Origin of the sequence: Pandoraea pnomenusa, from assembly GCF_040391475.1 — a bacterium.
Taxonomy (GTDB): domain Bacteria; phylum Pseudomonadota; class Gammaproteobacteria; order Burkholderiales; family Burkholderiaceae; genus Pandoraea; species Pandoraea pnomenusa_C.
In genome coordinates this window covers 1-24,996 of sequence record NZ_JBEBXS010000026.1, presented here as the reverse complement: position 1 = coordinate 24,996, position 24,996 = coordinate 1, and the positions used below count along the sequence as shown (strand labels likewise).

The 24,996-nt window shown below is 63.2% G+C and carries 26 protein-coding genes; 12 read left to right on the top strand and 14 right to left on the bottom strand.

The window, feature by feature from the left end:
* Window positions 1–369: 369 nt before the first annotated feature.
* Both ABWO90_RS21175 and ABWO90_RS21170 read right to left on the bottom strand, forming a co-directional pair.
* Window positions 370–1,119 carry a hypothetical protein gene (locus ABWO90_RS21175; RefSeq protein WP_353193198.1) on the bottom strand — a complete coding sequence of 250 codons (750 nt, stop codon included), beginning with the start codon at window positions 1,117–1,119 and terminating at the stop codon, window positions 370–372.
* A 210-nt stretch (window positions 1,120–1,329) separates the two neighbouring features.
* Window positions 1,330–1,776 (bottom strand): hypothetical protein, encoded by a 447-nt coding sequence (locus tag ABWO90_RS21170; protein WP_353193197.1) that lies wholly within the window; start codon window positions 1,774–1,776, stop codon window positions 1,330–1,332.
* 281 nt (window positions 1,777–2,057) lie between these two features.
* Here ABWO90_RS21170 and ABWO90_RS21165 point away from each other — a divergent pair, with 281 nt between their 5' ends.
* Entirely contained in the window at window positions 2,058–2,789 is a 732-nt protein-coding gene (locus tag ABWO90_RS21165) for an alanyl-tRNA editing protein (protein WP_353193196.1), read from the top strand.
* Between the two features lie 46 nt (window positions 2,790–2,835).
* Window positions 2,836–3,447, top strand: a complete 612-nt coding sequence (locus tag ABWO90_RS21160; protein WP_502922674.1) for a DUF924 family protein — start codon at window positions 2,836–2,838, stop codon at window positions 3,445–3,447.
* A 28-nt stretch (window positions 3,448–3,475) separates the two neighbouring features.
* Here the strand turns inward: ABWO90_RS21160 and ABWO90_RS21155 are convergent, their stop codons facing one another.
* The 11 genes from ABWO90_RS21155 to ABWO90_RS21105 form a co-directional block, all read right to left on the bottom strand.
* Complete coding sequence (locus ABWO90_RS21155) at window positions 3,476–4,033, bottom strand: DUF2062 domain-containing protein (protein ID WP_353193194.1); 558 nt, start codon at window positions 4,031–4,033, stop codon at window positions 3,476–3,478.
* A 226-nt stretch (window positions 4,034–4,259) separates the two neighbouring features.
* On the bottom strand, window positions 4,260–4,856 hold the full coding sequence (locus ABWO90_RS21150) for an LOG family protein (protein ID WP_353193193.1): 597 nt from the start codon (window positions 4,854–4,856) through the stop codon (window positions 4,260–4,262).
* A 3-nt stretch (window positions 4,857–4,859) separates the two neighbouring features.
* Complete coding sequence (locus tag ABWO90_RS21145) at window positions 4,860–5,528, bottom strand: TetR/AcrR family transcriptional regulator (protein WP_353193192.1); 669 nt, start codon at window positions 5,526–5,528, stop codon at window positions 4,860–4,862.
* A 142-nt stretch (window positions 5,529–5,670) separates the two neighbouring features.
* Window positions 5,671–6,105, bottom strand: a complete 435-nt coding sequence (locus ABWO90_RS21140) for a diacylglycerol kinase (protein WP_353193191.1) — start codon at window positions 6,103–6,105, stop codon at window positions 5,671–5,673.
* A gap of 38 nt (window positions 6,106–6,143) precedes the next feature.
* Complete coding sequence (locus tag ABWO90_RS21135; RefSeq protein WP_353193190.1) at window positions 6,144–7,178, bottom strand: glycosyltransferase family 4 protein; 1,035 nt, start codon at window positions 7,176–7,178, stop codon at window positions 6,144–6,146.
* A gap of 111 nt (window positions 7,179–7,289) precedes the next feature.
* Window positions 7,290–8,246, bottom strand: a complete 957-nt coding sequence (locus tag ABWO90_RS21130; protein WP_502922672.1) for a UDP-2,3-diacylglucosamine diphosphatase — start codon at window positions 8,244–8,246, stop codon at window positions 7,290–7,292.
* Window positions 8,247–8,372: 126 nt separating this feature from the next.
* On the bottom strand, window positions 8,373–9,326 hold the full coding sequence (locus ABWO90_RS21125; RefSeq protein WP_353193189.1) for a lipase family alpha/beta hydrolase: 954 nt from the start codon (window positions 9,324–9,326) through the stop codon (window positions 8,373–8,375).
* Window positions 9,323–9,901, bottom strand: a complete 579-nt coding sequence (locus ABWO90_RS21120; RefSeq protein WP_353193188.1) for an RDD family protein — start codon at window positions 9,899–9,901, stop codon at window positions 9,323–9,325. Before ABWO90_RS21120 ends, ABWO90_RS21125 begins: the two co-directional genes overlap by 4 nt.
* A gap of 264 nt (window positions 9,902–10,165) precedes the next feature.
* On the bottom strand, window positions 10,166–11,026 hold the full coding sequence (locus ABWO90_RS21115) for a DUF3106 domain-containing protein (protein WP_353193187.1): 861 nt from the start codon (window positions 11,024–11,026) through the stop codon (window positions 10,166–10,168).
* Between the two features lie 22 nt (window positions 11,027–11,048).
* Complete coding sequence (locus tag ABWO90_RS21110) at window positions 11,049–11,477, bottom strand: DUF3619 family protein (protein ID WP_353193186.1); 429 nt, start codon at window positions 11,475–11,477, stop codon at window positions 11,049–11,051.
* A complete protein-coding gene (locus tag ABWO90_RS21105; protein WP_353193185.1) occupies window positions 11,474–12,046 on the bottom strand; it encodes an RNA polymerase sigma factor in 573 nt (190 codons plus the stop codon). The genes ABWO90_RS21110 and ABWO90_RS21105 overlap by 4 nt, the downstream gene beginning before the upstream one ends.
* A gap of 460 nt (window positions 12,047–12,506) precedes the next feature.
* Between ABWO90_RS21105 and ABWO90_RS21100 the strand changes: the two genes are divergently transcribed.
* From ABWO90_RS21100 to ABWO90_RS21070, 7 genes are all read left to right on the top strand, one after another.
* The gene (locus tag ABWO90_RS21100) at window positions 12,507–14,276 is read left to right on the top strand and encodes an acetolactate synthase 3 catalytic subunit (protein WP_353193184.1); all 1,770 of its coding nucleotides are present in this window, start codon (window positions 12,507–12,509) and stop codon (window positions 14,274–14,276) included.
* Window positions 14,277–14,366: 90 nt separating this feature from the next.
* Window positions 14,367–14,858 (top strand): acetolactate synthase small subunit, encoded by a 492-nt coding sequence (gene ilvN / locus ABWO90_RS21095; protein ID WP_023595471.1) that lies wholly within the window; start codon window positions 14,367–14,369, stop codon window positions 14,856–14,858.
* Between the two features lie 81 nt (window positions 14,859–14,939).
* Window positions 14,940–15,956 (top strand): ketol-acid reductoisomerase, encoded by a 1,017-nt coding sequence (gene ilvC, locus ABWO90_RS21090; protein WP_023595472.1) that lies wholly within the window; start codon window positions 14,940–14,942, stop codon window positions 15,954–15,956.
* Window positions 15,957–16,163: 207 nt separating this feature from the next.
* On the top strand, window positions 16,164–16,799 hold the full coding sequence (locus ABWO90_RS21085; protein WP_353193183.1) for a phosphatidylserine decarboxylase: 636 nt from the start codon (window positions 16,164–16,166) through the stop codon (window positions 16,797–16,799).
* Between the two features lie 19 nt (window positions 16,800–16,818).
* Window positions 16,819–17,694, top strand: coding sequence for a CDP-alcohol phosphatidyltransferase family protein (locus ABWO90_RS21080; protein WP_353193182.1), 876 nt, complete (start codon window positions 16,819–16,821; stop codon window positions 17,692–17,694).
* A 223-nt stretch (window positions 17,695–17,917) separates the two neighbouring features.
* Window positions 17,918–18,403 carry a peptidoglycan-binding protein LysM gene (gene lysM, locus ABWO90_RS21075; RefSeq protein ID WP_353193181.1) on the top strand — a complete coding sequence of 162 codons (486 nt, stop codon included), beginning with the start codon at window positions 17,918–17,920 and terminating at the stop codon, window positions 18,401–18,403.
* A 406-nt stretch (window positions 18,404–18,809) separates the two neighbouring features.
* Entirely contained in the window at window positions 18,810–20,354 is a 1,545-nt protein-coding gene (locus tag ABWO90_RS21070) for a 2-isopropylmalate synthase (protein WP_353193180.1), read from the top strand.
* Between the two features lie 107 nt (window positions 20,355–20,461).
* Here the strand turns inward: ABWO90_RS21070 and ABWO90_RS21065 are convergent, their stop codons facing one another.
* Window positions 20,462–21,052 carry a hypothetical protein gene (locus ABWO90_RS21065; protein ID WP_353193179.1) on the bottom strand — a complete coding sequence of 197 codons (591 nt, stop codon included), beginning with the start codon at window positions 21,050–21,052 and terminating at the stop codon, window positions 20,462–20,464.
* Window positions 21,053–21,257: 205 nt separating this feature from the next.
* Between ABWO90_RS21065 and ABWO90_RS21060 the strand changes: the two genes are divergently transcribed.
* The 3 genes from ABWO90_RS21060 to pnp form a co-directional block, all read left to right on the top strand.
* Window positions 21,258–22,532 (top strand): branched-chain amino acid ABC transporter substrate-binding protein, encoded by a 1,275-nt coding sequence (locus ABWO90_RS21060; protein ID WP_502922671.1) that lies wholly within the window; start codon window positions 21,258–21,260, stop codon window positions 22,530–22,532.
* Between the two features lie 311 nt (window positions 22,533–22,843).
* Window positions 22,844–23,113 (top strand): 30S ribosomal protein S15, encoded by a 270-nt coding sequence (gene rpsO / locus ABWO90_RS21055; RefSeq protein WP_039397648.1) that lies wholly within the window; start codon window positions 22,844–22,846, stop codon window positions 23,111–23,113.
* 302 nt (window positions 23,114–23,415) lie between these two features.
* Window positions 23,416–24,996 (top strand): polyribonucleotide nucleotidyltransferase (gene pnp / locus ABWO90_RS21050; protein ID WP_353193178.1); only part of this gene is annotated, 1,581 nt, incomplete at its 3' end.

Sequence of the window (24,996 nt, the reverse complement as noted above, 5' to 3'; positions counted from 1 at the left end):
GACTTCATGAATTGCGGGTCGTATGCCCCGACCCGTGTGCTACGTCGTACTGCATGCTTTCAAGTGGACTTCGATGCATTGCGCCTCACCCTCGGGGGGAAGGTGTCTGCGCGACCAAAGCTCACCGTAAGGCGTCACAGATCGTCCCTGTGCGGGTCTTCGGGCCGCAGGCAATCTGCTCAATTGGTGTGCATATTATTAACATCTAATATGCGTTTGGTGGTGATCGTAGAGACATACAGTATGTCTTCTATTGGTAGTCACCCTAGTGCCGAAATGTGCTTGCAAGACATGATTCGCCGTCGTGCCATGCCGGGCGGCGCGGAGGGGGACATCCCGGGTCGCATCGGCATGACTCGGCAAACAGGTTTAAGCGAATGTTTGAAGCCGCGGCACCGATGGCGTTGGCGAAGACTCCGGCAGTGCGCGAATCTGCATGAGCTCGACCGGCGCGTTATCGGTCGTCGTTCCGAGCGCTTCTGTCACGTCGTAACGGTGGCGACGCTGTTTGGCTTCGTCCAGATTCACACAGGTCGACACGACGGGTGGCACGATGGCGCGTACGGCATAGCTAGCCACTGTGGTGGCCAACTGAGCGTACTGCAGGTGAGTGCCGGTGGATGGCGCTTCGGGAGCGGGCGGCGCCGTTGGCAGTGTGTCGTCACACTGCGAGGCCGGGGAGGCGGCCTGGCGAAGACTCTCGCGAGTGGCCCAAAGGGCGCCCGCCGAACTGATCGCACCGAACAGTGCGACGTTGGAGATGCCATTCTGAATCGTCCTGATGTGATCGACGAATGGCTTAAGCCGGTTCGAGAGATTGGCAAGCGATGGCATCCATTGGGTTTCCTTGATTTGTTTGGCCGACTTGCTACGGTCGAGGAAGAGCGCGGCAGCTGCGACGAAGTCCAAAGCCGCAGAAGCGCCCAGTACGCCGGTGCCGAGGCTCGCCAGGCGATGCTCCAACGTGAGCGTGTGGTGATCTGCGGCATCGTCCAATGCCTGGTTCGCGCGTGCGAGTCCGAAAACCGTGGTGTACGCGGCTGCACTTATGAAATGCTGGATCAGCGCGGATAACCGTGCGTGAGTCAGGATCGGTAGCTGGGTGTCGGCCGTCGTCATCTTGAAACTACTGTGAGACGGCGTTGGCGGTGTGGTCGTACGGGAGGACACGGCAAGGTCACCGAGTGCGTCGTCAAGTATCGCCATGTGGGCAATGTGACCGTCGACCTGGTGGGTGGGGGGGGCCTCGGAACCGAGAGAGTGGACGCCGAGGGGGTGCATGGACATGTCTGGTTTCATTTCGGAAACATTCCTTTCGCCGGAGGGAGATCAGCGGGATTCGGTGGCATCGATAAGATGTTGGGCCGACGCTTGCAAGCGCGCGTGTCGATGGGAACCACGTGCGACGTCGAGGGCGTCGGCAGCGATTTCCCGTGCGGACGCCACATCGCCACCGGCGCGATGCAGGCTCGCTGCGGCGATGAACAATGGCACGGGGTCGGTGGGGTCTTGCACGCTGGCGAAAAGCAGCGTCGCGCGAGCTTGGTCGTACGAGCCGAGTTGATACAGCACGTAGCCCAGCGCCTTGAAGGCTTCGAGACGTTCCGGATAGCACACGCAGAGCTGGCCGAAGCGGTCGGCGGCCGTCACCAGGTCGTTCGCGTCCCGCAGTGCGCACGCATGTGAGAAGGTTGCGCCGTAGTCATCGGGGGAGACGTTTGCGGAGGCGTAGTCTGCGGCATTCGGGAGGCGGGGGGCGGGCGTCGAGGCGCTCACGAGAGTCCTTTGTCGGGAGGGTGTTCACGCACTGTAGGTTTTTGTTTTGCCCGCGACTTCGGGGCTGCGTCAAAGCTTTCGGAGCGCGCCGCCAGTTGCGGTGACATTGGGACGTTGGCGGGCGCAGCGCGCTGGTGGCGGCCCAAATGCTCGCTCCTGCAAGAAATGGCGGGAACTCGGAAGGCGTGATGGCAGGACCGTACTGGTGCAACCGTGCGCGATTGTCACTTGTCATGGCCACGGGAGTCGCGCGAACATGTCCCGTTCCCACAGGAGGCCCCATGACGACCGAAGCGCTGTTCCGACAAGACGCTTATCTGCGCCAATGCGAGGCGCGTATCACCCATATCGACGAGACCGGCATCATGCTCGACCGCACGGTCTTCTACCCGCTCGGCGGCGGACAGGCCGGCGACGCAGGCGCCCTGGTACTCGCCGACGGCACGCGTCTCACGATTGCCGACACACGCAAGTCGAAGCAGGAAGGCGCTACGCCCGACGACGCTGTCCATGTGCCCGCCGAGGGGCAGGGTGACGTGCTCGCCGGGCTGGCGATCGGGGACACGGTTCGTGCCGAAATCGACTGGGAGCGGCGCTTTCGCCACATGCGCTTTCACACGGCGTCGCACCTGATGTGCGCGGTGCTGCCGCATCCGGTCGACGGATGCAGCATAACCACGGAGTACGCGCGTCTGGACTTCGTGACCAATGAGCCCATCGAACGCGAGACGGTCGAAGCGGGGTTGGCGGCGCTGGTGGCGGCGGCACGTTCGGTGGCGATCGACAGCATCAGTGACGAGGAAATGGCAGCGCGTCCGGAGCTGGTGCGCACGATGAGCGTGAAGCCGCCGGTGGGGCTGGGACGCGTGCGTCTGGTGCGCATCGAGGGTATCGATTTGCAGCCGTGTGGCGGCACGCACGTTGCCAACACTTCGGAAATCGGTGCGCTGCGCGTGGCCAAGATCGAGAAGAAGACGTCGCGTACGCGCCGGGTGGTGTTGGCTTTCGCCTGAGTCTGGCATCATGCTTGCCATCTCCCCCAACGTAACAGGGCTATCGATGGCGACGCCGGCAACCGAGATTTCCCCGCAAGTTCAACCCTGGCAGGCTGTGCTCGACTTCTGGTTCGGCCTGCCCGATTCGCCGGAGTACGGCATGGCGCGCGCCGAGTGGTTTCGCAAGTCGGACGCGTTCGACGAGGAGATTCGCCACCGCTTTGGCGCCTTGCACGAGCAGGCGCTGGCGGGTGCGCTTGACGACTGGACGCAGACGCCGCTCGGTGCCTGCGCCTTGATCGTCGTCCTCGATCAGTTCTCGCGCAACCTCTATCGCGGGCTGGCGAAGGCCTTCGCGGGCGACGCGCGGGCACTGTCGGTGGCGCGGCGTCTGGTCGAGGCGGGCGACGATCAGCGTCTGCCGACGCCACAGCATCGTGTCTTCGTCTATCTGCCGTTCGAGCACGACGAATCGCTGGAGAGTCAGCACGCCTCGCTGGCGTTGTATGAGCAGTTGGCCAAGGCGTCAGGGTTGGTCGATAACCTCGACTACGCGCGCAAGCACGCCGTCATCATCGAACGTTTCGGACGTTATCCGCACCGTAACGCGGCGCTGGGCCGGATGTCGACGCCGGAGGAAGTGGCGTTCCTGAAGCAGCCGGGTTCGTCGTTCTGACGAGCGGCAAGGGCGGGAGTGCCGGCCGTCAGGCGCGGCGGCGCGACGCTGCGGTCGCCGGCGTTGCCGGCATCGTCGTCACACTACGGCGACGCTCGCGCCAATGGATCGCGAAGTAGCCGATCACGTAGGCCAGCACCCCGCCGACGATGGCGCAGGCCGAGAGTCCGGTGGCGAGATGCAGCGTCGCGGTGCCGAACTCGAAGTGCGTCAGTTGGCTCCAGAGACTCTCGCTCGCCCGTGTGGCGGCCGCGACTGTGGCATCAAGCTCGGCTTGCGGTGACCATGTCAGCATCCAGCGTCCCAGACGGTGAGCACCCAGATAGACGAACGGCACCGTCAGCGGATTGGTCACGAGCGTGCCGATGGCCGCGAGAAACAGATTTCCCCGCAGCAGGGCCGCCGCGAGAATCGCCACGAGCATCTGCCCGAACGGAATCAGAATGCCGAAAAAGACGCCGCACGCGAGGCCGATGGCGACGCCGCGCGGCGTGGCTTGCCACAGGCTGCGGCGCAGCAGCCGATCGGCGTGCGGGCGCAGCCAGCGTGAGCGCAGCAGCCGCATGGGGCGAAGCATCTTTAACATGATAGGCAGGTTGCTCGTCGGAGAATGTTGACCCAGGCGGGCATCGGGGCGGACGTGCCGAAAGAACTACGTTGGCAACGGAAGTCTGAGTCCGTGATGCGTCAAGAGTTCAACGCAGCGGAAGGGGCAGGGCGGTACGGAAACGAACGCTGTGCGACAGATCAGCCGCACAGCGGGGCGCAGAACGCGGGAAGTCCTTCGGGCGCTGAACGGCGCCCGAAGACGCTCAGATCTGCGTGCGCTGGTGGGCCCAGCGGTCGATTTGCGACGGTTTGAAGTGGCGCATCGTGTCGAGCAGCGCTTCGGGCGACGTGGCAATCTGCAGTTGGTCGAGTTGCGGTCCCTTGAGGAATTGCTCCGTGACCATCGACTTGAGGAACACCATCAACGGATCGTAATACTGCTCGACATTGAGCAGGCCGATCGGTTTGGCGTGATAGCCGATCTGCAACCACGTGAAGACTTCGAACAGCTCTTCGCAGGTTCCGATGCCACCCGGCATGGCGATGAAGGCGTCCGACAGGTCGGCCATCATCTGCTTGCGCTGGTGCATGTTCTCGACAACGTGCAGCTCGGTGAGCCCCGTGTGTCCGACTTCCTTCTCCATCAGCGCCTTCGGGATGATGCCGATGGCCTGCCCGCCATGTGCGAGCACGGCGTCGGCGATGATGCCCATTAGGCCGACCTTGCCGCCGCCATACACGAGACGAATGCTTGCTTCGGCCATGCGGCGCCCCAGCTCACGAGCGGCCTCGGCGTAGGCCGGGCGCACGCCCGTGGCCGCGCCGCAATAAATACAGATGGATTTGACTTCCGACGACATGCCTTACTGTGCTCCCTTGGACGATGACTCCCGCGCCATCTTTTCGTATAGGTCACGCGAGTGACCCTTTAGATACGGGGCCATCTGCGAGAGGATGTGATAACTCGACTGATGCAACCCGGCGCCTATCTCCTCGGGATCGTTGTACTTGCGCGGATTCATCACAAACTGATAGGACAACCAATACGTGGAAAGCACCACCATGTTGGTGGTGACCACGTCGATCTGCTCGGGCGTGATCTCCATCTCGCCGTCGGCCACGAGCAGGTCGCACATTTCGCGTGCGAAGCGTTTCTTGTGTCCGACGATCTGCTTGAAATGCGTCTCCAGCGTGCGATTGCGTGCGAGCAGATCGTTGAGATCGCGATAAAGAAAACGGAAGCGCCACAGGAATTCGGACATGTATTGCAGGTAGGTCCAGACTTCGTCGAGCGTGGGCTTGTGATCGTCAGGCAGCCGCAGTCGCCGTTCGATTTCCTGCTCGAACTGCGCAAAGATGCTGTTGATGATGTCGTCTTTATTGCGGAAGTGGTAATACAGATTGCCCGGGCTGATTTTCATCTCCTCGGCAATCGTGGTGGTCGTGACGTTGGGTTCGCCGATTTCGTTGAAGAGTCGAAGCGACACCTCAAGAATTCGTTCGCGGGTTCGGCGTGGCGGCTTTGCTTCCATGACTGTCGGCCCCGGTGAGCGGCAAGCTCGGCGAAGGAATTTCTCCGCTTGCCTTTATGTTGAGGAGTATCAGGTATACGGCGACCGATTATACCCGGCAGCCGCACCCTGCCAAGCAGGGGAAGCGGGGCGGCGCGCGATATCAGAAAAAGGCAGTACGCACGAGATCCACAATGACGGGTCCGGCCAACGAAACCCAGGTGAGCAGACAAAGGCCGAGGGCAACCAGGACGGCGGCGCTGCCGAAGTCCTTGGCCCGTTTGGATAGTTCGTGACGTTCGAGCGAGATGCGGTCGATGGCCGCTTCGATGCTCGAATTGATGAGCTCGATGATGAGCACGAGCAGGATCGAGCCGATGAGCAGCACGCGCTCGACGGCCGTCACCGGAAGGAAGATGGCCGCCGGCAGCAGGATGGCGGCGAGCGCCAGTTCCTGCCGGAAGGCGCTCTCCTCGAACACGGCAAACTTGAACCCGGACAGCGAGTATTTCAGGGCACGCCAGGCGCGCATCACGCCCCGGTTGCCCTTGTACGGATTCGGTTGTTTGTCGCGTGGCGGCGGGTGATCGATGAACAAGCGTCAGGTTCCTCGCCGCAACGGGCTTTGTAGGTGGATCAGACCGCAGGCGCGAGCGACGGCTCGGGCTTGCGCGGATGCAGGTGCGCCGCGAATTCCTCGGAGGCGGCCTGCCATGAGAAGCGCTCGGCCCAGGCACGTGCGCTCTCGCGCGAGACCTTGAGCGCATCGAGACAGGCTTCGCGCAAGTCTTCGCGCAGCGCGCCGGCTTCACCCTCCGGGCAGCCGTCGAGCACGTCGATCGGGCCGGTCACCGGGTAGGCTGCCACGGGCAGGCCGCAGGCCATGGCTTCGAGCAGTACCAGGCCAAAGGTGTCGGTGCGGCTCGGGAAGACGAACACGTCGGCCGACGCGTACACCTTCGCCAGCTCGGGTTGCGAGAGCATGCCGAGGTAATTCACGTCGGGATAGCGCGAACGGAGTTCGGCCAGTTGCGGCCCTTCGCCCGCGACCCATTTCGAGCCCGGCAGGTCGAGCTTCAGGAAGGCTTCGATATTTTTCTCCACGGCAACTCGCCCTACGTAGAGGAAAATCGGATGTGCCGAATTTAGCACATGTGCGTCCTGCATACGGAAGATGTCCAGATCGACCCCTCGTGTCCACAGCACCACATTGTCGAAACCGTTCGCTTCGAGGTCGCGCTTGACCACGGGGGTGGGCGCCATCACGGCGCGCGACGGTTTGTGGAACCACCGCAAGAAGCGGTAAGTGGTGGCGAGCGGGAAGCCGAAGCGTGCCTGCACGTACTCGGGGAAGCGCGTGTGATAGGCCGTGGTAAACGGGAAGTCATGGCGAATCGCCCATTTGCGCGCCGCCATGCCGAGCGGCCCTTCGGTGGCGATATGCAGGGCGTCGGGGCCGAAATCTTCGATGCGACGTTGCACGCGTCCGCTGGCGAAGAAGGCGAGGCGGATCTCCGGGTAGGTCGGACACGGAATGGTGCGAAATTCCTGCGGCGTGAGCAGCTCGACACGATGGCCGGCGGCTTCCAACTGAGCGCGCGTGTTCTTCAGCGTACGGACCACGCCGTTGATTTGCGGATCCCAGGCGTCGGTGATGATCATGATTTTCATCGGGCGCTCCTTCGCGCACATGGCGCGCATCGGTGATACGCGCATGGCTGCGCGTGAGGGGTGCACACGTCCGGCAATGCCCGGCCTTCCGTGTGCGGGTGGATTCGACGCTCAGGCGCTGACCGGTGTGGCCTTCACCTTGGCGCTCGTCTTGCGCTTTTGCGTCCAGTAGATGATGCGAAGCTCGCCTTCGGTGGTCTCGACCAGTGCGGAGAGGCTCTCCACCCAGTCGCCGTCGTTGCAGTAGAGCAGGCCGTCGATCTCGCGAATCTCGGGCTTGTGGATGTGCCCGCACACGACACCGTCGCAACCGCGACGGCGCGCCTCGTCGGCCATGACGTTCTCGAACGCCGAGATGAAGTTCACGGCGTTCTTGACCTGATGCTTCAGGTATTGCGACAGCGACCAGTACGGAAAGCCGAAGCGCGTGCGCACGCGATTGAACCAGCGATTGAGCAGCAGCGTGAGCGTGTAGAGCGAGTCGCCGAGGTAGGCGAGCCACTTGGCGTGCTGGATCACACCATCGAACAGGTCGCCGTGGGTGATCCACAGGCGCTTGCCGGAGAGCGTGGTGTGAAACGCCTCGTCTCGCACGGCGATGTCGCCGAACGCCAGTCCGCAGAACTGCCGTGCCGCCTCGTCGTGATTGCCCGGCACGTACACGACCTGCGTGCCCTTGCGCGCACGACGCAGCATCTTCTGCACGACGTCGTTGTGCGCTTGCGGCCAGTGCCAGCCCTTGCGCAGGTGCCAGCCGTCGATGATGTCGCCCACGAGATACAGATAGTCCGAGTCGTGGTGACGGAGGAAGTCGAGCAGGTATTCCGCCTGGCAGCCTTGGGTGCCGAGGTGGATGTCGGAGAGCCAGATCGTGCGGTAGCGGGTGATGCCTTCGGGTGGCGGGTCGAGCGGATCGGGCGTGTCCGGCGGGAGATCGATGGTGGAGGGCGGTGCGGCGGGAGGGCTGGCGGGCGGGGCAGTCGGGCGGCCCGGTGGGGTGTCTGCGAAGTGACCGGCGCGAGCGGCAGGCGTTGGGATCGGCAGCTCAAAGGTGGGTGTCGTCGTCATAGCGGCTCGCACGTCGCGTTGAACATGCGAGCATTGCGCCACGGCTTCGTGAAGGCACGATGACAGTCATGCGTGTGTCGCGAAAGTGTCTTCGCACGTGGCGGCAAAGCGACAGCGCGAGTGCGGTCAGTCGCTGTGACGTAATCCTTGCGCGACTCGCTCGAGCGTTTCCATCACCAGCGCCCGCGAGCGCGGATGCGTGGCGAGCGACACGTGTCCGAGCCGGTCGAGTGCGAGATTGTGCGCGCCGGGCAACACCGACGTGCGCACCGGATATACGACGTTGTCGTGATACGAGTAGATGGACGTGACGCGCGCGCGTGCGGCATCGGTCTCGCTGTTGGCGAGCGCCACGAGCCACTCGCTGCCGACGCTCATCTGGCGCACGTTCGTGCCCACGCCGTTGCGCGTATGCAGGGTGCCGAAATGTGGGGAGCCGAGCGTGATCGTGTGGATCACCGGCAACGTCGGATAACGCCGCAGGGCCGCGCGTGCCGCCAGGCCGCCCATGCTGTGCCCCACGATCACGACGGGCAGCCGGGTGCGCTCGGCCAGGCCCTGTGCGGCGCCGGCAACGTTGCCGGCGTAGCCGTCGATGTCACCGAACATCGGCCCGAGATTGATGGCCTCGCTGATGTATCCCGCGTCGGCCAGATGTCGCGAAAAGCGCAGCCAGAACGCCCGGTTGCAGCCGTAGCCATGCAGCAGCAGCACGGCTACGGGCCGCGCCGGGCCTGTCGGTGTCGGCAGCGGCATGCCGCTGAACCACGGCTGGTAGATGTCGAGCAGCAGGATCGATGCGGCGCATTCGTAAGCCCAGACCGCGATGTTCGTGCCGGCGGAAGTGCGACGCTCGGGCGTGGGGTCGTGGTTCGCGGCCATGACGAAGCCCGCAGCAAGCCCGGCCGCATGCGAGACGGGTAGCCATAGGACGGTCCAAAGGAAGGTTGCCCAGAGGCTGTGCCATGTGGCCCACGTGACGATCGCGACGACCAGCGAGAGGCCGACTTCGACGCCGCCGTAGATCATGTGTCCGCGCGAGACGCGCGGCACGGTCGGTGCCGGCGGGGGCGTCGTCATTTGCCCAGCACGCTGACCAGCCGCGTACCGGCGAGCCGGTCGTGGATGAACTGGTGGTCCGGCATCACGCGCATGGCGAGCGCCCAGAGCACCATCCATCCGGCCAGCAGTGCGACGCTGTTCCATCCCGTAAGGCCGAACATCCAGTCGATCGCCATGGCCGGAAGGATCCACAACCAGGCGAGCACGTAACGGGCAATGGCGCGTGCAACGCCGACGGCCTGCCCCTGAGCGTCGACGAGACGGATCTTCCACGTCTTCATTGCAAGCGTCTGGCCGCCGTGGGTCCAGAACCACACGAAGTACGCGCCGAGCACGAGGAAGAGCCACGCCTGCATGGCGTGGCGGTACATCAGGCCGCTGCGTTGCTGCGTGAGGGCGCTGAACAGATAGCCCGCGAGGAACAACACGCCGAAGAGCAGCAGCGATTCGTAGACCATCGAGAGTACGCGGCGGCGCAGTGTCGGCACGGCGTAAGTGGCGGGGCCGGTGCCGGGCGACGCAGACTGCCTGGCGGACTGAGGCGCAGACGGGGAGGCGGACTGAGTGGCGGACTGGGTAGCGGAGTCGGTCATCGCGGCGTGGTCTGGGATATCTTTTTGTCGAATGCCCTGTGCGGGGCGCAGGTGACGCGCATCGCGCCCCGGTGCCGGGCACGTCGGACTATGTGCTGCTCATTATGCGGAAGAATGCGCCGGGGGGCCAGTCAGGCAGGCGCGGTAGCCGTGAGCTTGCGTGGCGCGACCGGGCATCGGTGCCTCGTGGGCGCAGGGAGGCCGGAAATGCAAACGGCCGCCTCAGGGGCGGCCGTTGCGATCCGTGCGGGCTGACGCCGTGCGTCAGTTGTGATGGTAAAGGTCGGAATTGAAAACCGCGTCGCCGTTCTTGTCGCCGTTGGCGCTGCCCGCCGGGGCCGCACCGTTGCCGGCGCTGGCGGGTGCCGGGACAGGCATCGACGCGGCCGCGGAAGCCGACGCTGCGGGTGCCGCTGCCGGTGCCGAGGCCGTCGAGGGCGCGGGTGCCGGCAGGGTGCCGTTCTTGCCCGCAGCAGCCGTGTCCTTGCGGTGCACGGCGGCGTAGGGATTCTTCACGCCCGGTCGGCCGGTCGGTGGTGCGCTGACCACGTTGGGACGGTTCGACTGCTTCTTGTCGACGTCGGCCAGGCGCTTTTTCTGTTCTTCCGTCAGTTCCTGATACTGCTGCCAGACCTGCGCCTTGCGCTCCGGCGGCAGGGCCTTGGCGTTCTGATAGCTCTCGCGTGCGAGCTGGCGCTGCTCGGGCGTCAGGCGAACCCAGTCGGCCATCCGGTCATGCAAGCGCTTGCGGCCTTCGGGCGAGAGCCCGTGATAACGCTTGGCGATCTCGATCCACTTCTCGCGCTGGCGTTCGCTCATGCGATTCCAGTCCTGCGCGAGGGGGGCGAGGGCTTCTTGCTGTGCCGGGGTGAGTTTGGCCCAGTACCCGCCCGGATTCGGTGCGACGGCGGCGCCAGGGGCGCTGCCGGGGGCGGCGGCACTGGCCGAGAGACTGCCGACCGGCGCGCTGGCCGGACCGGCGACGCCGGGCGCGGACGCGCCGGAGATCGTCGGCGGCAGGTCTGACACCGGTTCGGGGGATTGCGAGCGGCGCAGCGCGGCCGTGCCGGCAAGCGCGGCCACGATTAGCGCGGCGACCAGGAAAAGTGCGTTGCGTCGCGTCACTGGGCGGTCTTGGGTCGGAGAACTACTGGGCACGCTTCACATAGGCGTTGAAACCGTGATCGGCATAGGCCGACAACGGCAGTTCGTCGCTCAATACGGCGGCATCGATGTCCGCCAGATCCTGAATGTGCTGCTGATGTTCCCAATACGCGATGCCCGCCAGACCGATCACCAGGGCGGCGAGCGGCCAGAGCAGGCCCAGGCGCCCCAGTTTGTCGAACGCGCGTCGCGGCCCGCCGATGTCCGGCGATTGCATGGCGCCCACGCCCGCGAGCACCAGCGCCGGTTGCACGATTGCGACCGGTTCGGGCTTTTTGCGGGCGAGCGCCTCCTGGCGAGCGGCGGCCAGCCGGGCCGCAATATTCGGCGACGGGGCGTCGGACGCTTCGTCCAATGCCAGTCGCACGCGATGTGCGAAGCGGATTTCCCTCGTTTCCAGATCGTGACTCATAACCTGATCCCTTTTGCCTTCAACGCCAGTGCCAACGCGTGGGTGGCACGCGAGCAGTGCGTCTTGACGCTGCCCTCCGAGCACCCCATCGTGGCGGCGGTCTCGGCAACGTCCATGTCTTCCCAGTAACGCATGAGGAAGGCTTCCCGTTGACGTGTCGGTAGTTTCTGTATTTCCGCCTCGATGACGGAGAGGATTTCGGCACGCGAAACCGAATCTTCACTGCTCTCGGTCTGAACAGACCCGTCCTCGCCCAGCAAGGTTTCCAGCGGGTCGAAATCGTCGCGTTCGTCGTCGCCCGGGCCCGCCAGATTTGAAAATAGCGTAACCCAGGTATTTCGCACCTTCTGTCGGCGGAAATAATCGTGAATGGTGTTCTGGAGGATGCGCGTGAAGAGCAGCGGCAGGTCGGCCGGCGGCTTGTCGCCGTACTTCTCGGCCAGGCGGATCATCGCATCCTGAACGATATCGAGGGCGGCCTCGTCGTCGCGTACGGCATAGACGGCCTGCTTGAAGGCGCGCCGTTCGATGCCCGCGAGAAAATCCGCCAGTTCCTTGTCAGATGCCATCCGGTGGGGTGCACGCAGCGTCGGTCGCTGCGCCTTTGAAATGCCGTGTAAGCGTAAAGATTACGTAAAGATCGCGTAGTCGGAGCGGATGCTACCAAAAACGCGCTCGCCTGTAACCGCTTTTGCATGCCTTCGCATCACCGTTTGCGTCACATTACGACGGCGTCGCGTGCGTCGGGTTCCTATCGTGTGAAGATTGTGCACCAGCGTGGGGCGCCGTGGCGCACGGTACGGGAATTCCACGAGGGCGACTTCGCGATCATGCTGCGAATGCATAATCTCGCTTGACCATTTTGCTGCAAACCGGTAACGTTGCCAGTTCGCAATATCTGTGATTGTCTCAATATCGGCACGCCCATCAGGTGGGTCCATCATTCAGACGCGCAGCTTGAGCCCGGACCACAAGTTCGCGGGGAGAGCACCCAATCAAAATTTTTGCCGAAACTTTGAAAGGTCGACAATGAACATGCCAAGCGCGGAATTCTCCGAGGCGGAAGCTACACGCCACCAAAATACTTCCGAAGACATGATCGGCGCCGAAATTCTCGTGCGCTCGCTTCAGGAAGAGGGGGTCGAACATCTGTGGGGTTATCCCGGCGGTTCGGTTCTCTACATCTACGACGAACTCTACAAGCAGGACAAGATCCAGCACATTCTGGTGCGCCATGAGCAGGCAGCCGTGCATGCGGCCGACGCTTATTCGCGTTCCACCGACAAGGTCGGTGTGTGCCTCGTGACGTCGGGCCCCGGTGTGACCAATGCGGTCACCGGTATCGCCACGGCGTACATGGATTCGATCCCGCTCGTGATCATCACCGGGCAGGTGCCTACGGCCGCCATCGGTCAGGACGCCTTCCAGGAGTGCGACACGGTCGGTATCACCCGTCCGTGCGTGAAGCACAACTTCCTCGTAAAGGATGTGCGCGATCTCGCCGCCACCATCAAGAAAGCCTTCTATATCGCCAAGACGGGCCGTCCGGGTCCGGTGCTGGTCGATATTCCGAAGGACGTGTCGAAGGCACGCTGCCGCTTCGAGTATCCGAAGACGGTGTCGCTGCGTTCGTACAACCCGGTGACGAAGGGGCATTCGGGCCAGATTCGCAAGGCCATGAGCCTGCTGCTCTCGGCCAAGCGTCCCTATATCTATACCGGCGGCGGCATCATCCTGGCCGATGCATCGAAGGAACTGAACCAGTTCTGCGATCTGCTCGGCTATCCGGTGACCAACACGCTCATGGGCCTGGGCGGGTATCGCGCGAGCGATCCCAAGTTCCTCGGCATGCTGGGCATGCACGGCACGTACGAAGCCAACATGGCCATGCAGCACTGCGACGTGCTCATCGCCATCGGCGCGCGCTTCGACGACCGTGTGATCGGCAACCCGGAACACTTCTCCTCCACCGCCCGCAAGATCATCCACGTGGATATCGACCCGTCGTCGATTTCCAAGCGTGTGAAGGTCGACATTCCGATCGTCGGCGACGTGAAGGAAGTGCTGCGCGAAATGATCGAGAATCTGCAGACGGCCGAACACGGCCCGGACACCGAGGCACTGGCCGGCTGGTGGAAGCAGATCGAGGAATGGCGCTCGCGCGACTGCCTCGCCTTCGATCGCAAGAGCGAGATCATCAAGCCGCAGCATGTGGTCGAGACCTACTGGAAGCTCACCGATGGCGAAGCCTTCGTGTGCTCGGACGTGGGCCAGCACCAGATGTGGGCTGCGCAATACTATCGCTTCAACAAGCCGCGCCGCTGGATCAACTCGGGTGGGCTGGGCACGATGGGCTTCGGCCTGCCGGCCGCGATGGGCGTGAAGATGGCGCATCCGGATGCCGAAGTCGCCTGTATCACCGGCGAAGGCTCGATCCAGATGTGCATCCAGGAGCTTTCGACGTGCCTGCAATACCGCACGCCGATCAAGATCCTGTCGCTCAACAACCGCTACCTGGGCATGGTTCGCCAGTGGCAGCAGATCGAATACAGCAAGCGCTACTCCAGTTCGTACATGGACGCATTGCCCGACTTCGTGAAGCTCGCCGAGGCGTACGGTCATGTGGGCATGCGCATCGAGAAGTCGTCGGACGTCGAGCCGGCACTGCGCGAGGCGCTGGCGCTCAAGGATCGTACGGTATTCATGGATTTCCAAACGGATCCCACCGAAAACGTCTGGCCGATGGTCCAGGCGGGCAAGGGCATCAGCGAGATGCTGCTCGGTTCGGAAGATCTGTAAAACGACGAGGCGCGTGTGCGCCGCCAGTGGCTGCCGGCTTGGCCGGTGCACGGGCGCGACGTCCCAAACCAGGACAATCCGGGATACACCATGAGGCACATTATTTCTGTTTTGCTCGAGAACGAGCCGGGCGCGCTGTCGCGTGTGGTCGGCCTTTTCTCGGCACGTGGCTACAATATCGAGACCCTTACCGTCGCGCCGACCGAGGACCGGTCACTTTCGCGCATGACGGTGGTCACGACGGGCTCCGACGACGTCATCGAACAGATCACCAAGCACCTGAACCGCCTGATCGAGGTGGTGAAGGTGGTGGATCTGACCGAAGGTGCGCATATCGAGCGTGAGCTGATGCTCATCAAGGTTCGCGCCGTGGGCAAGGAGCGGGAAGAGATGAAGCGGATGTCGGATATTTTCCGCGGCCGCATCATTGACGTTACGGAAAAGACCTACACGATCGAACTCACGGGGAATTCGTCGAAACTCGACGCCTTCATCGAAGGGCTGGATCGTACGGCGATTCTCGAGACGGTTCGTACCGGCGGCTCGGGCATCGGGCGCGGCGAGCGCATCCTGAAGGTCTGACCGGCAGCGACAACGCGGTAAGCGGATTTCGATCCATATTCTGATTTCAGTTATTTTTTTGGCATTACGGGACAATTCCAAATGAAAGTTTTCTACGACAAAGACGCCGACCTCTCCCTCATCAAGGGCAAGCAAGTCACCATCATCGGTTATGGCTCGCAAGGCCACGCCCACGCCCAGAACCTGAAGGACAGCGGCGTGAACGTGACGGTCGGTCTGCGCAAGAACGGCGCTTCGTGGAACAAGGCGGTCAACGCCGGCCTGAACACCAAGGAAGTGGCAGAAGCCGTGAAGTCGGCTGACATCGTCATGATGCTGCTGCCGGACGAGCAGATCGCCGACGTGTACAAGAACGAAGTGCACGCCAACATCAAGGAAGGCGCTGCCCTGGCCTTCGCGCACGGCTTCAACGTGCACTACGGCTGCGTGATCCCGCGCGCCGACCTCGACGTCATCATGATCGCCCCGAAGGCCCCGGGCCACACGGTGCGCTCGACGTACTCGCAAGGCGGCGGCGTGCCCCACCTGATCGCCGTGGCACAGGACAAGTCGGGCGCCGCTCGCGACATCGCCCTGTCGTACGCAGCAGCCAACGGCGGCGGCCGTGCCGGCATCATCGAAACGAACTTCCGTGAAGAAACGGAAACCGACCTGTTCGGCGAGCAAGCCGTGCTGTGCGGCGGTACCGTCGAGCTGATCAAGGCCGGTTTCGAGACGCTGGTCGAAGCCGGTTATGCGCCGGAAATGGCCTACTTCGAGTGCCTGCACGAACTGAAGCTGATCGTCGACCTGATCTATGAAGGCGGCATCGCCAACATGAACTACTCGATCTCGAACAACGCCGAGTACGGCGAGTACGTCACCGGCCCGCGCGTCGTGACCGAAGAGACGAAGAAGGCCATGAAGCAGTGCCTGACCGACATCCAGACCGGCGAATACGCCAAGTCGTTCATCCTGGAAAACAAGGCCGGTGCCCCGACCCTGATCTCGCGCCGTCGTATCACGGCCGAGCACCAGATCGAGCAAGTCGGCGGCAAGCTGCGCGCAATGATGCCGTGGATCGCCAAGAACAAGCTCGTCGACCAGTCGAAGAACTAAGTTCTGAACTGACGCATCTGGCCGCCCGTCTTGCCGTAGCTGTCGCTGCGGCAAGACGGGCGGTTTTTTTATGTCATCCGCGTGTCGATTGGGGAAAAAGTGTCACCGCGACGCGCGCATTGCTACAATGCCGCCACGCCACGGTTCGACCCAACGCAGGCCGATCCGCTCACTCAACCGTTTTACCAAGGACGCGAGTTCAATCGCATGAATTATCCTCACCCGATCATTGCCCGCGAGGGCTGGCCCTTCCTGGGTATCGCCGTCGCCGTCGCGCTCGTCGTGCACTTCATGGCCGGCGTGCTTTGGGCCGCGCCGTTCTGGGTGATTGCCCTGTTCGTACTGCAATTCTTCCGCGACCCGCCGCGCCAGATTCCGCAGCAGGCCGGTGCGGTGCTCTCGCCGGCCGACGGCCGCATCGTCGCCATCGAAACTACGCAAGATCCGTATGCCGGCCGTGAAGCGCTGAAGATCAGCGTGTTCATGAACGTTTTCAACGTTCACTCGAATCGTGCCCCGGTTGACGGCACGATTACCAAGGTGGAATATTTCCCGGGGCGTTTCCTGAATGCCGATCTCGACAAGGCTTCGCTCGAAAACGAGCGCAACGCCCTGGTGATCGACGTGGGCGGCCAGATTGTCACGAGCGTGCAGGTGGCCGGGCTGATCGCTCGCCGCATTCTCTGCTACGTGAAGGTCGGCGACACGCTCTCGCGCGGCCAGCGCTACGGTTTCATCCGCTTCGGTTCGCGCGTCGACGTCTACCTGCCGCTGGGCTCGCGCCCGCGTGTGGCCATTGGCGACAAGGTGTCGGCCACCTCGACGATCCTCGCCGAGCTGTAAGTCAGTCACGGAGGTACGGATGCCGGAAAATCATCGCGGCCGCTTGCGCAATAACGTCAGGCATCTTTCGCCCTTCGGCCGTAACAAGGATTCCTCAGAGCCATTGATGAACGAAGACCACGACCCGCATGGGGAGGACGATCTGCCGGTGCGTCCGCGCAATCGCGGTATCTATCTGCTGCCGAACGCCTTTACGACGGCCGCGCTGTTCTGCGGCTTTTTCGCGATCGTGCAGGCCATGAACGACCGTTTCGAGCAGGCCGCTATTGCGATTTTCTTCGCGATGGTGCTCGACGGCATGGACGGGCGCGTTGCCCGCATGACCAACACGCAGAGCGCATTCGGCGAGCAGTACGATTCGCTCTCGGACATGACGTCGTTCGGCGTGGCGCCTGCGCTCGTGATGTACGAGTGGATCCTGCATGAAATCGGCAAATGGGGCTGGCTCGCGGCGTTCGTGTACGTCGCCGGGGCGGCGCTGCGTCTGGCGCGTTTCAATACGAACATCGGCGTGGTCGACAAGCGCTTTTTCCAGGGGCTGGCCAGTCCGGCGGCAGCGGCGCTGATCGCCGGGTTCGTCTGGATCACGATCGACAACAAGCTGCCCGTGAACGTTTTCTGGATGCCGTGGGTGGCGTTCGGACTGACGATCTACGCGGGTATGTCGATGGTGTCGAACGCGCCGTTCTATAGCGGCAAGGCGCTCGACGTGCGTCAACGTGTGTCGTTCGGCGTGGTGCTGCTTTTCATGGTCGGCTTCATTCTGGTGTCGTCCGATCCGCCGCTGGTGCTCTTCGGCATGTTCTGCCTGTACAGCATCTCCGGTTATGTCCTCTGGGCATTCCGCTTCCTGAAGGGCCGCCGACAGCGGATCTTCGGCGAAGTCGACGAGTAAGCGACACGCCGGCGGGAAAGGCATCGAGATCAAGGGGCGTCTGTGTACGCCCCTTGTCACATCCGGCTGTAACACTTGTTACGTTTTTCGGCACAGGGATGTTGTAGTCTTGACCCCGGTAAACGCAGAAGTAGCGGAAGTACCCCCCGTGGCCCGGGCTTGCCGTGGCAACGCTGGCCGGATCCGGCGCCGTTTCGTAGTTCGACGTGAGGAAGGAGCAATCATGGGCATTCTGGACTTCGTGAAAGAGGCAGGTCAGGCACTTCTGGGCAGCAAGGCGGAAGCCGCCGAACCGCCGGCACCCGGCCCCGATGCAGACGACGCCAATCGGAAAGCCGCCGACGCCATTCAGAACTACATCAACACGCAGAATCTGAACATCACCGGCCTGACCGTGACGTTCGATGGCGCGACCCGCACGGTCGCCGTATTCGGTGTGGCGGCAGATCAGGCGACGAAGGAAAAGGCGCTGCTCTGCGCAGGCAATGTGAAGGGCGTGGCCAATGTCGACGATCAGATGTCCGTGTCGACCGCCGAGCCGGAATCGACCTATTACACGGTGGTCTCCGGCGACACGCTGTCGGCCATCTCCAAGTCGGTGTATGGCGACGCCAACAAGTACAACACCATCTTCGAAGCCAACAAGCCGATGCTGACCAGCCCGGACAAGATCTATCCGGGACAGAAGCTGCGCATTCCGCCGCTCTGATTGCGCGCTAAGGGATGACCTCCAGCCCGGCCTCGCGCCGGGCTGTTTCGTTTGGGTGCACGGCAGGCGTTTGCCGGGCCACGCGCCCGCCGATAAAGGGCTTTCGGCCGTTGCTCGCGTTGCGAAAACACCCGATTGGGACTATATTGGCGCTCATGATTTGAGGCGCCATCCCGGCTTCGGGCCTTCCTCTCGCACCGCCAATGCCATGCCGTTTATCCGCCTTCGGGCCGGTCATGCCTGCGCGCGTCGCGCGCTGATTCCCTCCCGGTAGTTGCCTGCCCGTACGACGATCGCACTACCGGTGCCGTCGAGGGCAGGGCGAAACGTCGGCCCATGGATGCGCAGCGCCCCCGACATCATCAAGAACAAACCGAACCCTACGAGATCCCCACAGGAGAGAGTCATGGCCGATAAGCTGATCATTTTCGATACGACCTTGCGCGACGGTGAACAGTCGCCGGGCGCGTCGATGACGCGCGACGAGAAAATCCGCATCGCGCGCCAACTGGAGCGCCTGCGCGTGGACGTCATCGAAGCCGGCTTCGCCGCCAGCTCGAACGGTGACTTCGAGGCCATTCAGGCCATCGCGGGCATTGTGAAGGACAGCACCGTGTGCTCGCTCGCGCGCGCCAACGATCGCGATATCGCCCGAGCTGCCGAGGCCCTCAAGGGCGCGAATTCGGCGCGCATTCACACCTTCATCGCCACGTCGCCGCTGCACATGGAGAAGAAGCTGCGCATGAGCCCGGACCAGGTGTTCGAGCAGGCGAAGCTCGCCGTGCGCTATGCGCGTCAGTTCACCGACAACATCGAATTCTCGCCGGAAGACGGCAGCCGCTCGGATCTGGACTTCCTGTGCCGCGTGCTCGAGGCCGTGATCGCCGAGGGCGCAACGACCATCAATGTGGCCGACACCGTCGGCTACGGCGTGCCGGAGTTGTATGGCCAGCTCGTGCGCACGCTGCGCGAGCGCGTGCCGAATTCGGACAAGGCGGTCTGGTCGGTGCACTGCCACAACGACCTGGGCATGGCCGTGGCGAACTCGCTCGCGGGTGTGCAACTGGGCGGTGCGCGTCAGATCGAGTGCACGATCAACGGGCTGGGCGAGCGCGCTGGCAACACGTCGCTCGAGGAAGTCGTGATGGCGCTCAAGACCCGCAAGGATTACTTCGGCCTCGAACTCGGCATCGATACGACGCAGATCGTGCCGGCGTCGAAGCTCGTCTCGCAGATCACCGGCTTCAACGTGCAGCCGAACAAAGCTGTGGTGGGCGCCAACGCGTTTGCGCACGCGTCGGGCATTCACCAGGACGGCGTGCTCAAGGCGCGCGACACCTACGAAATCATGCGCGCGGAAGATGTGGGCTGGACCGCGAACAAGATCGTGCTGGGCAAGCTCTCGGGCCGCAACGCGTTCAAGCAGCGCCTGCAGGAACTCGGCATCGAAATGGAGTCGGAGCAGGATGTGAATGCGGCGTTCGCCCGCTTCAAGGAACTCGCCGACCAGAAGTCGGAGATCTTCGACGAAGACATTCTGGCGATCGTCTCGAACGAAGCGCAGGCCGAAGGCAACGAGCATTTCTATCTCGTCTCGATGGCGCAGCATTCGGAGACGGGCGAGCGTCCGAGCGCGCGTGTCGTGTTCACGGCGCAAGGCAAGGAACTCGTGGGTGAAGCGGAAGGCAACGGGCCTGTCGACGCCGTGCTCAACGCCATCGAGTCGCAGGTCAAGAGCGGTGCCGAACAGTTGCTGTACTCGGTGAACGCCATCACGACGGGCACCCAGTCGCAGGGCGAGGTGACGGTGCGTCTGTCGAAGGCGGGCCGCATCGTGAACGGCGTGGGCACCGATCCGGATATCGTTGCGGCGTCCGCGAAGGCTTATCTGTCGGCGCTCAACAAGCTCTATTCGAAGGCCGAGAAACTCAATCCCCAGCTCACGCCGTAAGCTGGTCGGACGTCCGCCGTCTTCGCGGCGTCACGCAAAACGCCCGTATCCCGGAAGTCCGGCATGCGGGCGTTTTGTTTGGTCGACCCCTGACGACCGGGGGCCGGTCAGAACAGGTTGTTGTCGCGCTTCTCGTGCAGCGGATCGGGGCTGATCTGCGTGGTTTTCAGCACGCCATCCGGATCGAAGTAGAAGTTCATCATCGAGAACCACACGTCGTCCTGTTTGAACCGGTAGGTCCAGACTTCGCGCTGCATGCGCGGGAAGGCCGACGTCTCGACCGGCTCGCCGAAGTGATGCAGCACGTCGGTCTTCGTCCACTTGTCGATCTCGGCCTTGTTGAACTCCTGCGTGGAGAGTACCTGCGTGGTCGCGAGCAGGCGGCCCTGGGCGTCGAAGTCGGCGGCGATCGTCTCTTCGCCGAACGGTTTGGTGGGGTACAGCCAGCGCGTCACGCCCGGCGCCAGCGGGTAGACTTCCCTCGGTTTGCCGAGTTGTGCCTGAACGTCGGCCTGCGACGCGTTCGGCGGTAGCTGTTGCCACGGCGCCGTATAGCAGGCGGTCAGCGACAGGGCGAGCGCGCCGGCGGCAATCCAGCGCAAGGCATTGGCGGCGCGCGTGACGCCACGGCGTCGCGCGATGGAATTTGTGGTCTTCGCGGCTACGATGCCCTCACGTGCTTGGGGCGAATGCGTCATGGATGGCCTCGCATCAGGGTGACAAGTCCGGGAAAGTTTTGGAAAGATTTGGCGAAATCGGGGGAAGTCGGGGGAAATCGGGAAACGGGCGATGTGACGCGCTTGTCGATAGCATACCGCCGAGTGCCCCATCGTGGGGCAACTCGGCTTGCCGCGTGAAGAGCGGGACGTTATGATGCGCGCCGAGAGAGTTACTGGGGTCTCGATGAAAGTTCAAGTCTTGCTGGCGCGCTCGTGCGCGATGTTGTGCGCCGTCGGCCTGCTGGCGGTTGCCGGTCTCGCGCAAGCCGCGCCGCCAATCCGCCTCGCGCTCATCGAGGGCATGAGTGGGCCGTTCGGCAACGCGGGCGCGATGGTCGAGCGTAACCTGCGCTTCGCCATCGATCGGGTGAATGCCCGCGGTGGCGTGAAGTTGCGCGATGGGGCCCATCCGCTGGAACTGACGGTGTTCGACAGCAAGGGCGCAGTCGAGGACAGCCTCGTCCAGCTCAAGGCCGCGGGAGATCTCGGTATTCCGTTCGTCTTGCAGGGCAACAGCTCGGCGGTGGCATCCGCGTTGATCGACGCGATCAACAAGCGCAATGCCCGCGAGCCGGGCCAGCGCATGTTGTTCTTCAACTATTCGGCCGTCGACACGGCGCTCACCAACGAGCAATGCAGCTTCTGGCATTTCGCGTTCGACGCCAATGCCGCCATGCGCATGCAGGCGCTGACCGAAGCCATCAAGGAAGACGGCAGCATCCAGAAGGTCTATCTGCTCAATCAGGACTACAGCTTCGGGCGTCAGGTCGCCGGGCTGGCGCGTCAGATGATCGGCGCGAAGCGCCCGGACGTGCAGATCGTGGGCGAGCAGTTCAGTCCGGTGGGCCGCGTGAAGGACTTCACGCCGTATCTGGCGCGCATTCGTGCGGCAGGCGCCGACACCGTCGTCACGGGCAGTTGGGGCAACGATCTCACCTTGCTCGTCAAGGCGGCGCGCGAGCAGGGCATGGAGCTCAAGTTCTACACGTTCTACGGCAATGCGCTGGGCGCCCCGGCCGCGTTGGGCGATGCCGGGGTCGGTCGTGTGTATGCGGTGGCAGAGTGGCACCCGAACGTGGGCGGCGAAGCCTCGGATGCGTTCTACAAGGCGTTTCGCGCCCGTTATCCGGAGGCGCGCGACGACTACCCGCTGCTGCGCATGAGCGTGATGATCGACATGATCGCGGCGGCGCTGGAGCAGGCGGGAACGACCGATGTGACGACCGTGGCGCGCGCGCTCGAGAATCGTCGGATTCGCGAAGCGCCCGCCGATGCCTGGATGCGGGCGAACGATCATCAGATGCTCGAGCCGCTCTACGTGTCCGTCATGCGCCGTGCCGGTGAGCCGGGCGTGAAGTTCGATAACGAAGGCTCTGGCTACGGCTTCAAGACGGTCATGGAGCTGCCGGCGAGCAAGGTGGCACTGCCGAGCACCTGCCGGATGGCGCGACAGCGCTGAGAGCGCCTGGGGCGGTCATCCGGGCGTGCCAGGTGCCCGGATCGTCCGACACCGGATTTATTGCGGATTTTGGCGATAATTTGCTGAATTTTTCGGAATTGTTCCGGGAATATCGCGGCTCGCGACGGGGGAATCGGCCGTCCGGCCCCGCCCGTTGGGGCAAAGCGCGGAAAATTATGGCGTCGTGACGCTATTTCCCGTATAATCGCGCACTTGCAGTTTTTGTTTATGTGCAGCCTCGTTGCACATGTTTTTGTAAGTTCACGGCACGGCCATTCTTCCGTGACCGCGTGTGATTAAAGGAAAAGACAATGTCGAACGCAGATATCAAGAAGTCGGACGTCGTGGCGCAATTCGCCCGCGCCGCCAACGACACCGGCTCCCCCGAAGTGCAAGTTGCGCTGCTGACCACGCGCATCAACGAACTGACCCCGCACTTCAAGGCCCACATGAAGGATCACCACAGCCGCCGCGGTCTGCTGCGCATGGTGAGCCGTCGCCGCAAGCTGCTCGATTACCTCAAGGGCAAGGATGCAGATCGCTACCGCGCCCTGATCGAGAAGCTGGGCCTGCGTAAGTAAGCGATTACGATTACGACGAGATGCCTGTATCAGCGTGCTGATGCAGGCATTTTGTTTTTGGGCGCCGCCCGTTGGATGCCATTTGCGCGTCTTTCGGGCAAGCAACCTGGCCGTTGTGCCGGGTTCCCGATTTACGGGGCCTCGTCGGCAAGCAGGGCTTGTGTCATTCCAGGGTCGCATCAGAGCGCACGGCAGTCGGCCGAGCAACGCTGGAATGGCATAACACTCCCCCCTGCAAGGCGTCGGGATCACCCCGGCAGCGATATCGCGCCGCTGCTGCATTCGCGCGATTCGATATAGGAGTGCAAATGTTCAATAAAGTCGTCAAGTCTTTCCAATGGGGACAAAACACGGTTCGCATGGAGACCGGTGAGATTGCTCGCCAGGCATCCGGTGCCGTGCTCGTCGACATGGACGATACGGTCGTGCTCGCCACGGTCGTCGGCGCCAAGAAGGCCAAGCCGGGTCAGGACTTCTTCCCGCTGACCGTCGATTATCTGGAAAAGACTTACGCCGCCGGCAAGATCCCGGGTGGCTTCTTCAAGCGTGAAGGCCGTCCGTCGGAGAACGAAACGCTGACGTCGCGCCTGATCGACCGTCCGATTCGCCCGCTCTTCCCGGAAGGCTTCTACAACGAAGTCCAGGTCGTGGTGCAGGTCGTCTCGCTCAACCCGGAAGTGCCGGCCGACATCCCGGCCCTGATCGGTGCTTCGGCCGCGCTGGCCATCTCGGGTCTGCCGTTCAACGGCCCGGTCGGCGCCGCACGCGTTGCCTACGTCGACAGCCAGTACGTGCTCAACCCGTCGCGTGAGCAGATCGCCCAGTCGAAGCTCGACCTGGTCGTGGCCGGTACGGAACAAGCCGTGCTGATGGTGGAATCGGAAGCGCAGGAACTGCCGGAAGACGTGATGCTGGGCGCCGTGGTGTTCGGTCACGAGCAAATGCAGACCGCGATCAACGCGATCCACGACCTCGTGCGCGAAGGTGGCAAGGCCGAGTGGGAATGGGCCCCGGCTGCCAAGAACGACGCCCTGATCGCTCAAGTCGGCGAGTTGGCCGAAGGCCCGCTGCGCGCCGCCTATCAGACGCGTGAAAAGCAAGCTCGTACGCAACAACTGCGTGCCGTGAACAGCGACGTCCTCGCCAAGCTGGGCGACGCCGCGACCGCCAAGGGTGAGTCGGCGCCGGACGACATCGAAGTCGGCAACATCCTGTTCGATCTGGAATCGAAGATCGTGCGTAGCCAGATTCTGGCTGGCGAGCCGCGTATCGACGGCCGCGACACGCGTACGGTGCGTCCGATCACGATCCGCACCGGCGTGCTGCCGCGTGCCCACGGTTCGGCACTGTTCACCCGCGGCGAAACGCAGGCACTCGTGGTGGCCACGCTGGGTACCAAGAGCGACGAGCAGATCATCGACGCGCTGCACGGCGAGTACCGTGACCGCTTCATGCTGCACTACAACTTCCCGCCGTTCTCGACGGGTGAAACGGGTCGCGTGGGTTCGCCCAAGCGTCGCGAAATCGGTCACGGCCGTCTGGCCAAGCGCGCACTGGTGGCTTGCCTGCCGGGCGCGGACGATTTCGGCTACACCGTGCGTGTGGTGTCGGAAATTACCGAGTCGAACGGTTCGTCGTCGATGGCATCGGTGTGCGGCGGTAGCCTCGCCATGATGGACGCCGGTGTGCCGCTGACCTCGCCGGTCGCCGGTATCGCAATGGGCCTGATCCTCGAAGGCAACAAGTTTGCCGTGCTGACCGATATTCTCGGCGACGAAGATCACCTCGGCGACATGGACTTCAAGGTGGCAGGTACGTCGAACGGCGTGACCGCACTGCAGATGGACATCAAGATCCAGGGCATCACCAAGGAAATCATGCAG